This window comes from Streptomyces sp. NPDC051677, from assembly GCF_044453465.1.
Lineage (GTDB): Bacteria > Actinomycetota > Actinomycetes > Streptomycetales > Streptomycetaceae > Streptomyces.
The window spans coordinates 1-12,832 of record NZ_JBITCT010000009.1 but is presented as its reverse complement, the minus strand read 5'-3'; the positions used below and the strand labels follow the sequence as shown (position 1 = coordinate 12,832).

12 protein-coding genes are annotated in these 12,832 nt (G+C 73.7%); 7 read left to right on the top strand and 5 right to left on the bottom strand.

Annotated elements, in window-relative coordinates; all coding sequences use genetic code 11:
- Positions 1 to 112: 112 nt before the first annotated feature.
- Positions 113 to 772: a histidine phosphatase family protein gene (locus ACIBAF_RS12650; protein ID WP_399463181.1), complete on the top strand. Its 660-nt coding sequence runs from the start codon at positions 113 to 115 to the stop codon at positions 770 to 772.
- A gap of 98 nt (positions 773 to 870) precedes the next feature.
- Positions 871 to 2,490: an ABC-F family ATP-binding cassette domain-containing protein gene (locus tag ACIBAF_RS12645; protein WP_399463180.1), complete on the top strand. Its 1,620-nt coding sequence runs from the start codon at positions 871 to 873 to the stop codon at positions 2,488 to 2,490.
- Between the two features lie 3 nt (positions 2,491 to 2,493).
- Here ACIBAF_RS12645 and ACIBAF_RS12640 read toward each other — a convergent pair whose 3' ends face one another.
- Positions 2,494 to 3,603, bottom strand: coding sequence for a Vms1/Ankzf1 family peptidyl-tRNA hydrolase (locus ACIBAF_RS12640; protein ID WP_399463179.1), 1,110 nt, complete (start codon positions 3,601 to 3,603; stop codon positions 2,494 to 2,496).
- A gap of 66 nt (positions 3,604 to 3,669) precedes the next feature.
- On the opposite strand from ACIBAF_RS12640, the gene ACIBAF_RS12635 reads away from it, so the two are divergent.
- Positions 3,670 to 4,020, top strand: coding sequence for a DUF6158 family protein (locus ACIBAF_RS12635; protein ID WP_399463178.1), 351 nt, complete (start codon positions 3,670 to 3,672; stop codon positions 4,018 to 4,020).
- 107 nt (positions 4,021 to 4,127) lie between these two features.
- Here the strand turns inward: ACIBAF_RS12635 and ACIBAF_RS12630 are convergent, their stop codons facing one another.
- The 4 genes from ACIBAF_RS12630 to ACIBAF_RS12615 are packed head-to-tail and all read right to left on the bottom strand — an operon-like array spanning position 4,128 to position 7,860.
- On the bottom strand, positions 4,128 to 6,245 hold the full coding sequence (locus tag ACIBAF_RS12630) for a catalase (protein WP_399463177.1): 2,118 nt from the start codon (positions 6,243 to 6,245) through the stop codon (positions 4,128 to 4,130).
- Positions 6,245 to 6,787 carry a type 1 glutamine amidotransferase domain-containing protein gene (locus ACIBAF_RS12625; protein ID WP_399463176.1) on the bottom strand — a complete coding sequence of 181 codons (543 nt, stop codon included), beginning with the start codon at positions 6,785 to 6,787 and terminating at the stop codon, positions 6,245 to 6,247. Before ACIBAF_RS12625 ends, ACIBAF_RS12630 begins: the two co-directional genes overlap by 1 nt.
- A gap of 36 nt (positions 6,788 to 6,823) precedes the next feature.
- A complete protein-coding gene (locus tag ACIBAF_RS12620; protein WP_399463175.1) occupies positions 6,824 to 7,480 on the bottom strand; it encodes a diguanylate cyclase in 657 nt (218 codons plus the stop codon).
- Positions 7,480 to 7,860 (bottom strand): DUF2795 domain-containing protein, encoded by a 381-nt coding sequence (locus ACIBAF_RS12615; RefSeq protein ID WP_399463174.1) that lies wholly within the window; start codon positions 7,858 to 7,860, stop codon positions 7,480 to 7,482. Before ACIBAF_RS12615 ends, ACIBAF_RS12620 begins: the two co-directional genes overlap by 1 nt.
- Positions 7,861 to 8,245: 385 nt before the next feature.
- On the opposite strand from ACIBAF_RS12615, the gene ACIBAF_RS12610 reads away from it, so the two are divergent.
- The 4 genes from ACIBAF_RS12610 to ACIBAF_RS12595 all read left to right on the top strand — a co-directional run bounded on the left by ACIBAF_RS12610 (position 8,246) and on the right by ACIBAF_RS12595 (position 12,546).
- The gene (locus ACIBAF_RS12610) at positions 8,246 to 9,040 is read left to right on the top strand and encodes an RNA polymerase sigma factor SigF (protein WP_399463173.1); all 795 of its coding nucleotides are present in this window, start codon (positions 8,246 to 8,248) and stop codon (positions 9,038 to 9,040) included.
- 167 nt (positions 9,041 to 9,207) lie between these two features.
- Positions 9,208 to 9,966 (top strand): hypothetical protein, encoded by a 759-nt coding sequence (locus ACIBAF_RS12605; protein WP_399463172.1) that lies wholly within the window; start codon positions 9,208 to 9,210, stop codon positions 9,964 to 9,966.
- Between the two features lie 265 nt (positions 9,967 to 10,231).
- Positions 10,232 to 11,479, top strand: coding sequence for an aminotransferase class I/II-fold pyridoxal phosphate-dependent enzyme (locus ACIBAF_RS12600; protein WP_399463171.1), 1,248 nt, complete (start codon positions 10,232 to 10,234; stop codon positions 11,477 to 11,479).
- Positions 11,476 to 12,546, top strand: coding sequence for an MBL fold metallo-hydrolase (locus tag ACIBAF_RS12595; RefSeq protein ID WP_399463170.1), 1,071 nt, complete (start codon positions 11,476 to 11,478; stop codon positions 12,544 to 12,546). The genes ACIBAF_RS12600 and ACIBAF_RS12595 overlap by 4 nt, the downstream gene beginning before the upstream one ends.
- The last annotated feature ends 286 nt before the right edge of the window (positions 12,547 to 12,832 follow it).

Here is a 12,832-nt window from a genome sequence, read left to right as displayed (position 1 = left end):
GGTTCCGAGACGGTGGGGCCGATATCCGGACCCATGGGCTCCGGGTACGCTGAAGCGGCCGCGTCCCGAGCGGGGGCGGCTTCGACCACGGCCTCCACCGGAGGGTCACTGCATGCGACTGCTGCTCGTCCGCCACGGCCAGACGCCCACCAACGTGGACTACCTCCTCGACACCGCCGTCCCCGGCCCCGGCCTCACCGAACTCGGCGAGCGGCAGGCCGCCGCCCTGCCGCAGGCCCTCGCCGACGAGGACATCGAGGCCCTCTACGTCTCCACCCTCGTGCGCACCCGGCTCACGGCCGCCCCGCTGGCCGCCGCGAGCGGCCTCGACGTCCTCGTTCGCGACGGGCTCCGGGAGATCTCCGCGGGCGACCTGGAGATGCTCCCCGGCGACTCCGAGCAGGGCGAGCTCTACATGCGCACGGCGTTCGCCTGGGCGGCCGGAGACCTGGACCTGCGCATGCCGGGCGGGGAGAGCGGCGCCGAGTTCCTCGCCCGGTACGACGCCGTGGTCGCCGAGGCCGCGGCGAGCGGCGCCGGAACCGTCGCCCTGGTCAGCCACGGCGCCGCGATCCGCACCTGGTCCGCCGCCCGCGCCCACAACGTGGACGTCCCCTTCGCCGCGACCCACCGCCTCGCCAACACCGGCACGGTCGTCCTGGAGGGCTCCCCGGCCGACGGCTGGAAGGCCCTGTCCTGGGCGGGTGCGACCGTGGCGCCGGCGGGGGAGGCCGGACCGGCGGGCCAGCCGGTTCAGGACGCCGACGGCTGACCTGGGGGGCGGCGACCTGCGTGCGGACCCGCGCGTCGTCCGGCCTGCGCCGATAACGGTTTGCCGCATCCCGCGGGCGCCCCGCACAATGCCTCACCATGGGACACCTGGAAGCCGCGCACCTCGAGTACTACCTCCCCGACGGGAGGGCGTTGCTCGGCGACGTGTCCTTCCGGGTCGGTGAAGGAGCCGTGGTCGCCCTGGTCGGACCCAACGGCGCCGGCAAGACGACCCTGCTGCGGCTGATCTCGGGGGAGCTGAAACCGCACGGCGGGACCGTCACCGTGTCCGGCGGCCTGGGCGTGATGCGCCAGTTCGTGGGCTCCGTCCGCGACGAGACGACCGTACGCGACCTGCTGGTCTCGGTCGCCCCGCCCCGCATCCAGGAGGTCGCGCAGGCCGTCGACAAGGCCGAGCACGCGATCATGACCGTCGACGACGAGGCCGCCCAGCTCCAGTACGCGCAGGCCCTGGCCGACTGGGCGGAGGTGCGCGGGTACGAGGCCGAGACGCTGTGGGACATGTGCACCACGGCCGCGCTCGGCGTCCCCTATGACAAGGCCCAGTTCCGTCTGGTGCGCACCCTCTCCGGCGGCGAGCAGAAGCGGCTCGTGCTGGAGGCGCTGCTGCGCGGCGCCGACGAGGTGCTGCTCCTCGACGAGCCCGACAACTACCTCGACGTGCCGGGCAAGCGGTGGCTGGAGGAGCGGCTGAAGGAGACCCGTAAGACGGTCCTGTTCGTCTCCCACGACCGCGAACTCCTCTCCCGCGCCGCCGAGAAGATCGTCTCCGTGGAGCCCGGCCCGGCGGGCGCCGACGCCTGGGTGCACGGCGGCGGCTTCGCCACCTACCACGAGGCCCGCCGCGAACGCTTCGCCCGCTTCGAGGAGTTGCGCCGCCGCTGGGACGAGAAGCACGCCCAGCTGAAGAAGCTCGTCCTGAGCCTCCGTCAGGCCGCCTCCATCAGCCATGAGTTGGCCTCCCGCTACCAGGCCGCCCAGACCAGGCTGCGCAAGTTCGAGGAGGCCGGCCCGCCGCCGGAGCCGCCGCGCGAGCAGGACATCACGATGCGCCTCAAGGGCGGCCGTACCGGGGTGAGGGCCGTCACCTGCAAGGGACTTGAGCTCACCGGCCTGATGAAGCCCTTCGACCTGGAGGTGTTCTACGGCGAGCGGGTCGCCGTCCTCGGTTCCAACGGCTCGGGCAAGTCGCACTTCCTGCGCCTGCTGGCCGGCGACACCGTGGCGCACTCGGGGGAGTGGAAGCTCGGCGCGCGCGTGGTGCCCGGGCACTTCGCCCAGACCCACGCCCACCCCGAGCTCCTGGGCCGCACCCTGCTGGACATCCTGTGGAAGGAACACTCCCAGGACCGGGGCGCGGCCATGTCCCGGCTGCGCCGCTACGAGCTGACCCAACAGGCCGAACAGAACTTCGACCGGCTCTCCGGCGGCCAGCAGGCCCGGTTCCAGATCCTGCTGCTCGAACTGGAGGGCGTCACCGCCCTGCTCCTCGACGAGCCGACCGACAACCTCGACCTGGAGTCCGCCGAAGCCCTCCAGGAGGGCCTGGAGGCCTTCGAGGGCACGGTCCTCGCCGTCACCCACGACCGCTGGTTCGCCCGCTCCTTCGACCGCTACCTGGTCTTCGGCAGCGACGGCCGGGTCCGCGAGACACCGGAGCCGGTGTGGGACGAGCGCCGCGTGGAGCGGGCCCGGTAGGCACTACTTCCAGCGCAGCAGTGCGCCGAGTCCGCCCACCGGCGCCTCCTCGGGCGCCTCGGGCGGTACGACGAGCGCGCTCGCGTCCGTGGCGACCGCCGACCGGATCAGCGCGTCGTCCGCCCGTGCGGCCCAGGAGTGCTGCTCGCCGAGCGTCTTCAGCTCCGTACGGCGCACCGCCAGCTGGTCCGGGTCCTCGCCGATCCACACCTCGCGGTGGGCGTCGGGGCCGTCCGGCCGGATCAGCAGCTCGTCGATACGGTGCTCACGGGCCGCCTCGACCAGCGCCGGCACGCCCTCCACCGCCCCGGCGCGCCCCGCCTCGTCCGGGGCGCGGGCCGCGAGGAAGCGTTCCAGTTCGGCCTCGGTGCGCCCCCGCACATGCTCGGCCCGGGCCGTCTCCACGTCCTCGTCCAGCAGCCGGCTGCCGGCGCCGTGGCCCATCTCGGCCACCCGGTCCTGCAGTCGCTGCGGCAGCCGCTCGTGCACGGCCCGCCGTTCCCGGTCGTCCCCGACCAGCACCAGCAGATCGGCGCGGGTCTCCTCCTGGCAGACGCTGAGCGCGTCCGCGATCTCCGCCGCGTTGTGCTCCCAGGTGTTCTCGACCTTGAGCTGGAAGTGCCGCTCGGACCAGTCGGCCGTCGCGGTGCGGTGGAGCGGGTACTGCCGACCGGAGACCGTGTCCACCTTCTCCCGGGCCAACGGGGTGCGCAGCTCGAAGTCCGCGCCCTTGCGGTCGATGTACGCCACGACGCACACCGGGTCCTGGTCGGCCAGCTCCAGCAGGGGCGCGACCCGCGGCAGCGGAGCCCACCGCGCCCAGTCGCCTTGCGGGGGCCGGGCGGCCAGCGCCGGATCGAGGACGACCTCGCCGGCCCGGGCGAACAGGGCCCGCCCGTGGGGCTCGGAGGAGTGGCTCAGCCCCTCGATCGCCTGCTCGACGGCCCGGCACGTGGCGTCGTCGGCGCCCTGCCGCGCCAGCTCACGGGCCATCGCGGCGGCCGTGAGGTGACGTTCGTGAGGCGTGTTCTCCGTGTGACGGGAGGTGTCCACGTACACGGAGGCCCACGGGCCGGAATGTTCGTACAGTGGATGCAGAAACGCGAGATCCATGGCTCCCTCCCGGATGCCGCTCGGGGGTAGTGCTGGCAGTGCTTCCCGGGCGGGTACCCGAACCGCATGGACGAACACGACGAGCGGGGCACCACCATGACCGGAGTCGACCCGGACCGGCTGGACGACCAGCAGCTGATGAAAGAGCTGGAGACGATCCACCGCACGCGCCACGACACCCTGCTGTACGGCTCGAACGACGCCCTGCGCGCCCACAACGACCGCATGGCCCAGCTGGAGGGCGAGTACCTGCGCCGCAACCCACGCCGCTTCGTCTCCCCGGGCCGCACCCGCGAGGGGGCCAGGGAGCGGGCCGCCGGGGCGAACGGGGGCCGGGCGGCCCCGGAGGGCGCCTCGGCGGGCACTCCGGTCGGCAAGTGGGGCCCCGGAACGACAGGCGGCCCCGGCGGGGCCTGAGCCCTCCGGAGCCGCCGCGCAGCTGCTTGCGCCGCCTGCAGACCGCCGCCTGCAGACCGCCGCCTGCAGACCGCCGTCTGCGGACGATCACCGCCGCCCTTGGGCGATCAGTGGCCCACCGGCGGCCGGTTCCAGTGTCGGTGGGCCGCGATCGCGGTCACGAACTCCCGCACGAACTCGGGGCTCGCGGTGCCCGGCGAGGTGTCCGTGACGACGCCCTGGTCCGCCACCACCCGGTGGAACTCGGTGGACAGCCGCAGCCCCTCCAGGTGCAGCCCCGACAGCACGCCCACACCGGAGCCGAGGGCTCCGACCGGCTTGCCGTGCCGGTAGGCGTCCCGTACGAAGCGCATGGCGTCCGGGTCGGCGGTGATCGACGGAGTGCCCGTGGGACCGCCGGGCAGCAGGACGGCGTCGTACAGCACGGAGGCCACCGTCGGCAGCGCACGGTCGACCGTATACAGTTCGCCGTCGGCGCCCGACACCTCGCCGTCCGTCGCCGCCAGCGCCTCCACGATCGCGCCCTCGTCGGCCAGCGCCTCGCGCACCGACGTCACCTGCTCGGGGTCGACCCCGTCGGTCACCAGGACCGCGATCTGCCTGGTGCGGATCGAACCGTCGCCGCGCAGCGACTCCGACTCCAGGCTGAGGGCGGGGGAGGAGGGCTTGAACTCCGGCTCTGTCCCCGAAGGGTCCGGGACGCCGATGCCGTGCGCCACCTCGCGCGCCAACTCGGCGTCCACCTTGGCCAGTTCCTCGACCGTACGGGTGCGCACCGTCCGTGCGTCGACCTTGCCCAGCTCGAACCGGAACGCCTGCACGATGTGCTGCCTCTCCCAGTCCGTCATGCTGTGGAAGAAGAGGGCCGGCTGGCTGTAGTGGTCCTGGAAACTCGGGCTGCGCCGACGGATCTTGGCCCCGTCGATCCGCTCCGTGTAGTGCGTGAACGCCTCTCCTTCGACGCCCGCGTGCGCCGGGCAGCCGCCGCCGAGGGAGTTCGGGAAGTAGTTCGTGCTCCGGTGGACCGTGCTCTGGTGGTAGCCGTCGCGCTGGTTGTTGCGGACCGGGGCGAGGGGCCGGTTCACCGGAAGCTGACTGAAGTTGGGGCCGCCCAGCCGGATCAACTGGGTGTCCAGGTAGGAGAAGTTGCGGGCCTGGAGCAGCGGGTCGTTGGTGAAGTCGATGCCCGGCACCACGTTCGCCGTGTGGAAGGCGACCTGCTCGGTCTCGGCGAAGAAATTCTCCGGGTTGCGGTTCAGCACCATCCGGCCGATCGGCCGGACCGGCACCTGCTCCTCGGGGATGACCTTCGTGGCGTCGAGCAGATCGAAGTCGAAGGCGAACTCGTCCTCCTCGGCCACGAGTTGGACGCCCAGCTCCCACTCCGGGTACTCGCCCGCCTCGATCGCGTCCCACAGGTCGCGCCGGTTGAAGTCCGGGTCGCGGCCCTGGCACTCCTGGGCCTCGTCCCACACCAGCGAGTGCACGCCCAGCTTCGGCTTCCAGTGGAACTTCACGAACGTGCCCCGCCCGTCGGCGGCCACGAACCGGAACGTGTGCACGCCGAAGCCCTGCATCATGCGGTAGCTGCGCGGGATCGCCCGGTCCGACATCAGCCACATGACGGCGTGCAGGGTCTCCGGCTGCAGCGAGACGAAGTCCCACAGGCTGTCGTGGGCGGAGGCGCCGGTGGGGATGTCGTTGTGCGGCTCCGGCTTCACCGCGTGCACGAAGTCGGGAAACTTGATGCCGTCCTGGATGAAGAAGACCGGGAAGTTGTTCCCCACCAGGTCGTAGTTGCCTTCCGACGTATAGAACTTGGTTGCGAAGCCGCGCACGTCCCGCACGGTGTCCGCGGAGCCCCTCGGCCCCTGCACGGTGGAGAACCGCACGAAGACGGGCGTGCGGACCGCCGGGTCCTGGAGGAAGGCGGCGCGGGTGAACTCCGCGCAGGACTCGTACGGTTCGAAGTAGCCGTACGCGCCCGCGCCCCGCGCGTGCACCACCCGCTCCGGGATCCGCTCGTGGTCGAAGCGGGTGATCTTCTCCCGGAAGTGGAAGTCCTCCATCAGGGTCGGACCACGCTCACCCGCGGCGAGCGAGTCGTCGGTGTGGTCGACCGCCACGCCCTGGTCGGTGGTGAGGGGCCCGCCGGCCGGGTCCTCGGCTCGGAAGGCCTCCCGCTGCTCCTGCTTGCGGTCGTCCGGGAACGGGGTCGCGTCCATCAGCTCGCCTCCTTGGCGAACACGTCCAGATACGCCTCGCAGAACGCCTTCAGATCGTCCGGCTTACGGCTGGTGACGAGCTTGTTCGGGCCGTGGTCGCAGATCTTCACCTGCTCGTCGACCCAAGAGCCGCCGGCGTTGCGGATGTCCGTCCGCAGGCTCGGCCACGAGGTCAGCACCCGGCCCCGTACGACGTCCGCCTCGACGAGGGTCCACGGGGCGTGGCAGATCGCGGCGACCGGGCGGCCCTGCTCGAAGAACTCCTTGACGAACCCCACGGCCCGGTCGTCGGTGCGCAGGAAGTCGGGGTTCGCGACGCCGCCCGGCAGGACCAGCCCGCCGAAGGACTCCGCGGGCACCTCGCCGACCACCTCGTCCACCATGAACGTGTCGGCCTTGTCGAGATGGTGGAACGCCTGGATCTCGCCGGACTCGGTCGACACCAGGACGGGTTCGTGGCCCGCGTCCACCGCCGCCTGCCAGGGCTCGGTGAGCTCGACCTGCTCGACGCCTTCGGGCGCCGTCAGAAACGCGATGCGCATGAGGGTTCAACGTCCTTTCCGTGTCTTTCGCGGTCGTCACACGGCCTGCCAGTGGGCCGGGTCGGCCCCGGCACGCCGTTTCCGTTGCTTCTTCGTCCGGCCCGCGCGCAGGCAGCGCAGCAGCTCCTCGCCGTACGGCAGGGCCACGCACGTGCCGACGGCCCCGGCGATGCCCGCCAGGTAGACGGGCGAGAGCGGGCGCCTGCGCGGCACCAGCCGCCACGCGTCCGCGTCGCCCCCTCCGCCCCGCAGCAGGCGCTTCACCTGGTCGGCGTGCAGGCACATCAGGGCGGACAGCGCACCGAACGGCAGCGCCTCCAGGAAGCTGTGGATGTGCTGCTCGACGGGCTTGACCTCGCGCGCGCTGTGCACGGCGGTCCGCACGTCCCGCAGGGCGGTCGCCTCGTGCGCGGCGGCGCCGGCCAGCTGCACGGACAGCAGCAGCGGGTTGACCTCGTAACGCAGCGTGAACGCGATCGGGACGCCGACCTCGGCCATCATGAGCGAGTGGATGAGTGATTCCTTGGCGCCCGCCGTGTCCTCGATCCGGGTCCGCCGGTGCATCGCCCAGTCGGCGAGACCGGGCACGAACCAGCTCGGCAGCAGGCCGTACAGCAGATAGCGGGTGGTCGCCTCGCCGACGTCCACGGTGGAGCCCGTGGCGGCGATCCCGGCGGCCCGGCCCCGACCCATCAGTCGCCGCCCCCGACCAGCGCTTCCGCCAGCTCCTGGACATTGGCGTAGCGGTCCCGGTGCGGCAGCCGCCGCACCGCCTCCACGAGCGCGTCGGGCGCGTTCTTGCGGCGCAGCCCCAGGGCCAGCGCGCCCGGCCCCGCCGGGAAGGAGCTGCGGCCCAGGATCCGGGCGAGCTCCAGCCGCACCGTCGCCAGCGACGCCCGGGAGTTCCCCGGCACCACCGGCCCGCCCCAGACCTCGGGGTCGTCCTCGGCGGACGGCTCCGGGTCGTGCCACTCCTCGGTCCGCGTGGGATGTCCGGACCTCAGCAGGCCCTGCAGTTCGTGCTTCATCTCGTCGTCCCGGTGCACGCTCAGCCGGTCACTGCCTCGCTGCATGTCTGTCTCTCCCTCCAGATCTTCGCCGGTGGACCCCCCGCGTACCCGAGGACGGGGAGCCGACACGGGTCCGTGCCGGACGGGAGGAAAGAGTTCGGTCGGCGAGGCGCTGACCTGGACGAGCGTAGGACGCGCGGGGTCGTGACCCGCGACGACCGGACCCTGACGATCGATCCGTCCCGAGTGACCCCGGCGGGCGGCGGGAAACCTCGGCGGGTGTTTGGGGGCGAGGGGCCGGGGCAGGCGCAGCGACAGTGCTTCGGACCGGAGGCACGTCCGTGAGAGGCCGCGACTTCGCAGGCCCCGGCAGGCCCGGTCGGGCTGGTGCCGCGCTTCCACGGTTACCGGCCAACCCAGAGCACTTCCAAGGGAGTTGCTACGTCCCATGCCGAACCGAGCGAACGCGAAGCACCACCCGCACGACGACGCCCCCGACACCGCCGACGCCTTCCACAGGCTCGCCGCCCTGCCTCCGGGACCGCGGCGCGACGCACTCCGCGGGGAGATCGTCGAGGCCTGGCTGCCCATGGCCGACCGCCTGGCCGGGCGTTTCCGCAGCCGGGGTGAGAGCTTCGAGGACCTGCGCCAGGTCGCCGCCCTCGGCCTGGTCAAGGCCGTCGACCGCTACGACCCCGAGCGTGGACACGCCTTCGAGAGTTACGCCGTGCCCACCGTCACCGGCGAGATCAAGCGGCACTTCCGTGACCACATGTGGACCCTGCACGTGCCGCGCCGGGTCCAGGACCTGCGTAACCGTGTGCGCTTCGCCGGCCAGGACCTGTCCCAGACCATGTCCGGGCGCCGTCCCACCGTCGCCGAGCTCGCCGAGCACGCACACCTGAGCGAGGAGGACGTCCGGACCGGGCTGGAGGCGCTGGAGAGCTTCAGCACGCTGTCCCTGGACGCGGAGCTGCCCGGCAGCGAGGACGGGTACTCGCTGAGCGACGCGCTCGGCGCGGCGGACCCGGCGCTGGACACGGTCGTCGACCGGGAGGCGGTGCGGCTGCGGCTCGCCGCGCTGCCCGAGCGGGAGCGGGCGATCTTGTACATGAGGTTCTTCGGCGACATGACGCAGAGCCGGATCGCCGAGCAGCTGGGGATCTCGCAGATGCATGTGTCCCGGCTGATCAACCGGTGTTGTCACCGGTTGCGGGACCAGGTTCTGAACGACGCGGCATGACGGCAGCCCGCCGGGACAGCCCCGGGGCGCCGGGGTCACCCGGTTGGGGGCTCGCGTCCCGCCAATGGCGTCCGGCCGCGCGCGCCCCGGGTTCCCCCGGGCTGTGATGGCTGTGGGGCGGCAACACCCCGCCCCGCCCCGCCGCCGTCGGCCGAAGGAGCCGTTCCATGGGTCGCACCGCCCACTTCCTCTCCGCCCTCGCCGTGGCCGGCGCCGCCCTGGTCGCCGTCTCTCCCGCCGCGGCCGCGGACCCGGCGGCGGAGGTCAGCCCGGGCAGCGTCGCCCCCGGCGGCGACGTCACCGTGTCCGTCACCTGCGGCCCCCTCACCGCCACCGCGCCCGAGAGCCTCGACGCCACCTCGAAGGCCTTCGCCGACGGCACCGTCAAGCTGAGCAAGGTCCCTGGCGACGACGCCCCGGCCGGGCCCGCCTACCGTGGCACCGCCCGGATCGCCCCCGCCGCCGATCTCGACGTGAGCCCGGTGGCGGCCGGTCCGGACGCCGCCTGGACCGTCGACGGCACCTGCCCGGCCGCGCCCGGCGCACCGGGCAAGCCGTGGAGCGCGCCCCTGGACGTCGCGCGCGGCGAGGCGCACCAGACACAGCCGTGCACCACGACGCCCGGCGCGCCCTGCGCCACGGGCCGGCCGTGCACGCAGCCGCAGGGCGCCTCCCCGACCCGCACCGACGGCTGCCGCACCGACCCGCCGTGCGCCCGGCCCGAGCCGGAGCCCCAGCCGCGCGCCACCGGGTCCCACGAGACCGGCTGCGCCCCCGCCACCGTCGAGCACGGCGTCCAGGCCGGCGGGGGAGGCGCCTTCACCGACTCCGTCCCCGCGCTCGCCGCCGGCGGCCTGCTGATCGTCGGCGCGCTCGGCGCCGCCGTGCACCGGCTGCACCGCCGGCACCCCGCGGGGGACGCCTGACCCCGCCGCGCTGCCACCCCGGTTCCCACTGTGACCGGCGCAACGCGCGGGGGCAGCCATGGGCGCCGGGCCCAGTGGGTACTCAGAGCACTGGGGCACGAGCTGCCTCGTACGAGCGCCCGGCCCCGCACGAACGCCGAGCCCCGTACGAGACGTCCCGCACCCCACGCACCGCCCGGCCCACGACGTCCGGCGGCCGCGAACGGCACAAGGCACCAGGGACGCCGCCCGGGACGGCACCAGGACGGACTGCGCGGAGGACCCCATGCGGCGGACGGAACCGGAGGACCACGGACCCGTCCGCTACGGCCCGCCACTCCCGCCGGACGGCCTGCCGGTACTGCCCGAACTCGCCGCGGTGCTCGCCGAGGCCGCCGGCCGCGCCGACAGCGAGCCGATCGGCGGCGGCCCCGCCCTCCTCGACGCCGCCCGCGGCTACTGGGCCCGGCGCGGCGCCCCCGCCGAGCCGGGACGGGGCGTCGCCGGACCCGGCGCCCCCGCCCTGCTGCTCGCGCTGACCGCCGCGGTCGGCGGCGACGTCCTGGTGCCCCGGCCCTGCGCGGCCTGGTGGGCGCCGTATGCGCGCCTGCTGGGCCGCCCCGTCTTCCACGTGGCGACGCCCGCCGAGTGCGGAGGCGTCCCCGACCCGTACGCGCTGCTGGAGACCGTGCGCCGGGTGCGCGCCGAGGGCGGGGACCCGCGGCTGCTGGTGCTGTCCGTCGCCGACGACCCCACCGCCACCGTCGCGCCGCCCGAGGTGCTGCACGAGGCGGTGGAGGCCGCCGCGGGCGAGGGGCTGCACCTGGTCAGCGACGAGACCTGGCGCGACACGCTGCACGCCCCGCACGACACCGTGCCGGTCAGCCCCGCCGAGATGCTGCCCGAGCAGGTCACCGTCGTCAGCGACCTCGCCGGCGCCCTGCTGCCCACCGGCTGGCCCGCGGCCGTCGCCCGGTTCCCGGCCTCGGCCGCCGGCGACGACCTGCACGCGCGCGTGCTCGACGTCCTCACCGCCCTCGACGCGCGCGTGGCCGCACCGGTCGCCGCGGCGGCCGCGTACGCCCTGACCGAGCCCGAGCCGGTCACCGCGCGCGTGGCCGTCGCCGTACGCCTGCACGCGCGCGTGGCCGCCGCCGCGCACGCCACCGTGGTCGCGGCCGGCGCCCTGGTCCGGCCGCCGAAAGCCGGCCGTCACCTGTACGTCGACCTCGGCCCGCTGCGCGACGCGCTCGCCGCGCACGGCGTGGGCGACGCACAGGAACTGGAGGACTTCCTCTCCACCCGGCTCGGCATGCCCGCACCGGGCGGACACCGCTTCGGCGACGACCTGGGGGCGCTGCGCGTCCGGCTGTCCACGGGCATGCTGCTGGCCGGCCCGCACGCGCAGCGCACGGAATGCCTCACCTCGCCCACCCCGTTGGAACTGCCACACGTGCAACGCGCGTTGATGCATCTGAGGTCGGTCTTCGACGATCTCCGTGACGACGCTCAGCGATGGGAGCCCCTTCGATGACGCAGCAGTCCGAGTCGACCGCCACCGGCACGGTGACCACCGAGCACGCCGACGCCCCGGCCCCCCTGCCCCCGCCGGCGCCCCCCGTCCCGCCGCTTTCCGAACCCCGCCCGCTGGGCGAGCGGCGGGTGTGGCCGCGGACCTTCCACGACCGGCTGACCTCGCCGCTGCCCGGCCTCAAGGCCCTCGCCCGGTTCGCCCGCGAGGGCTCCGTACGACCCGGCAAGGAGGGCCTCGCCGACATCCCCCGGCTCCCCTACGAGCCCGCCCCGCTGCCCCGCGTGGACGCCGGCACGATCGCCGTCGCCTGGGCGGGACACGCCAGTTGGGTGGTGAGCATGGGCGGCCTGACGATCCTGACCGACCCGGTCTGGTCCCGCCGCATCATCGGCACCCCGGCCCGCATCACCCCCGTAGGCGTGCCCTGGGAGACGCTGCCGCCCATCGACGCCGTCGTCATCAGCCACAACCACTACGACCACCTGGACGCCCCCACGCTGCGCCGACTCCCGCGCGACACACCGGTGTTCGTGCCGGCCGGGCTCGGCCGCTGGTTCCTGCGCCGCCGGTTCAGCCGCGTCACCGAGCTGGACTGGTGGGAGGCGGCCGAACTGTCCGGCGTCCGCTTGGACTTCGTGCCCTCGCACCACTGGTCCAAGCGCAGCCTCACCGACACCTGCCGCTCCCTCTGGGGCGGCTGGGTGCTCACCGCCCCCGACGGCAGGCGTCTCTACTTCGCCGGGGACACCGGTTACGGCCACTGGTTCTCCCGCATCGGACGGCGATACCCCGGCATCGACCTCGCCCTGCTGCCCATCGGCGCCTACGACCCCCGCTGGTGGCTCAGCGACGTCCACTGCGACCCGGAGGAGGCGGTCCGCGCCGCTCTCGACCTCGGTGCACGGCGCATGGCCCCCATGCACTGGGCCACGTTCGTGCTCTCCGCCGAGCCCGTCCTGGAACCCCTCACGCGCGTGCGTGCGGCCTGGGAGAAGGCCGGGCTGGAGCGGGAGGACCTGTGGGACCTGCCGGTGGGAGGCTCCCGGGTCCTGCGCGCCACGCGTTAGGACCTGTCCGGCCGATCAAGTCGCAGGAAAGCGACGGTACCTGTCCGATGCCGGTGAGCGGGGTCTGGTGCGTGCAGCTGCAAGGCGGAGGAGGGCGTCGACGCGATGGGGGTCCCTCCCGCGCGAGCGCAGCCGAGCGTGGGGGAGCGCGTGCCAGACCCCGCGTCTGCGACATGATCGGCCGGACAGTTCCTAGAAGACCGATGAAGATCTTGGTGGGGGGCTGTCTGGCCGGAGGCCGGATGGTCCCTCTTCGTTATGTGGTGACTGGGGCGAGGTGCCACGT

Bases quoted from the DNA above. Each gene is read 5' to 3' on its own strand.
- ACIBAF_RS12650 (WP_399463181.1), top strand. From the start codon at position 113: ATGCGACTGCTGCTCGTCCGCCACGGCCAGACGCCCACCAACGTGGAC.
- ACIBAF_RS12645 (WP_399463180.1), top strand. From the start codon at position 871: ATGGGACACCTGGAAGCCGCGCACCTCGAGTACTACCTCCCCGACGGG.
- ACIBAF_RS12640 (WP_399463179.1), bottom strand. From the start codon at position 3,603: ATGGATCTCGCGTTTCTGCATCCACTGTACGAACATTCCGGCCCGTGG.
- ACIBAF_RS12635 (WP_399463178.1), top strand. From the start codon at position 3,670: ATGGACGAACACGACGAGCGGGGCACCACCATGACCGGAGTCGACCCG.
- ACIBAF_RS12630 (WP_399463177.1), bottom strand. From the start codon at position 6,245: ATGGACGCGACCCCGTTCCCGGACGACCGCAAGCAGGAGCAGCGGGAG.
- ACIBAF_RS12625 (WP_399463176.1), bottom strand. From the start codon at position 6,787: ATGCGCATCGCGTTTCTGACGGCGCCCGAAGGCGTCGAGCAGGTCGAG.
- ACIBAF_RS12620 (WP_399463175.1), bottom strand. From the start codon at position 7,480: ATGGGTCGGGGCCGGGCCGCCGGGATCGCCGCCACGGGCTCCACCGTG.
- ACIBAF_RS12615 (WP_399463174.1), bottom strand. From the start codon at position 7,860: ATGCAGCGAGGCAGTGACCGGCTGAGCGTGCACCGGGACGACGAGATG.
- ACIBAF_RS12610 (WP_399463173.1), top strand. From the start codon at position 8,246: ATGCCGAACCGAGCGAACGCGAAGCACCACCCGCACGACGACGCCCCC.
- ACIBAF_RS12605 (WP_399463172.1), top strand. From the start codon at position 9,208: ATGGGTCGCACCGCCCACTTCCTCTCCGCCCTCGCCGTGGCCGGCGCC.
- ACIBAF_RS12600 (WP_399463171.1), top strand. From the start codon at position 10,232: ATGCGGCGGACGGAACCGGAGGACCACGGACCCGTCCGCTACGGCCCG.
- ACIBAF_RS12595 (WP_399463170.1), top strand. From the start codon at position 11,476: ATGACGCAGCAGTCCGAGTCGACCGCCACCGGCACGGTGACCACCGAG.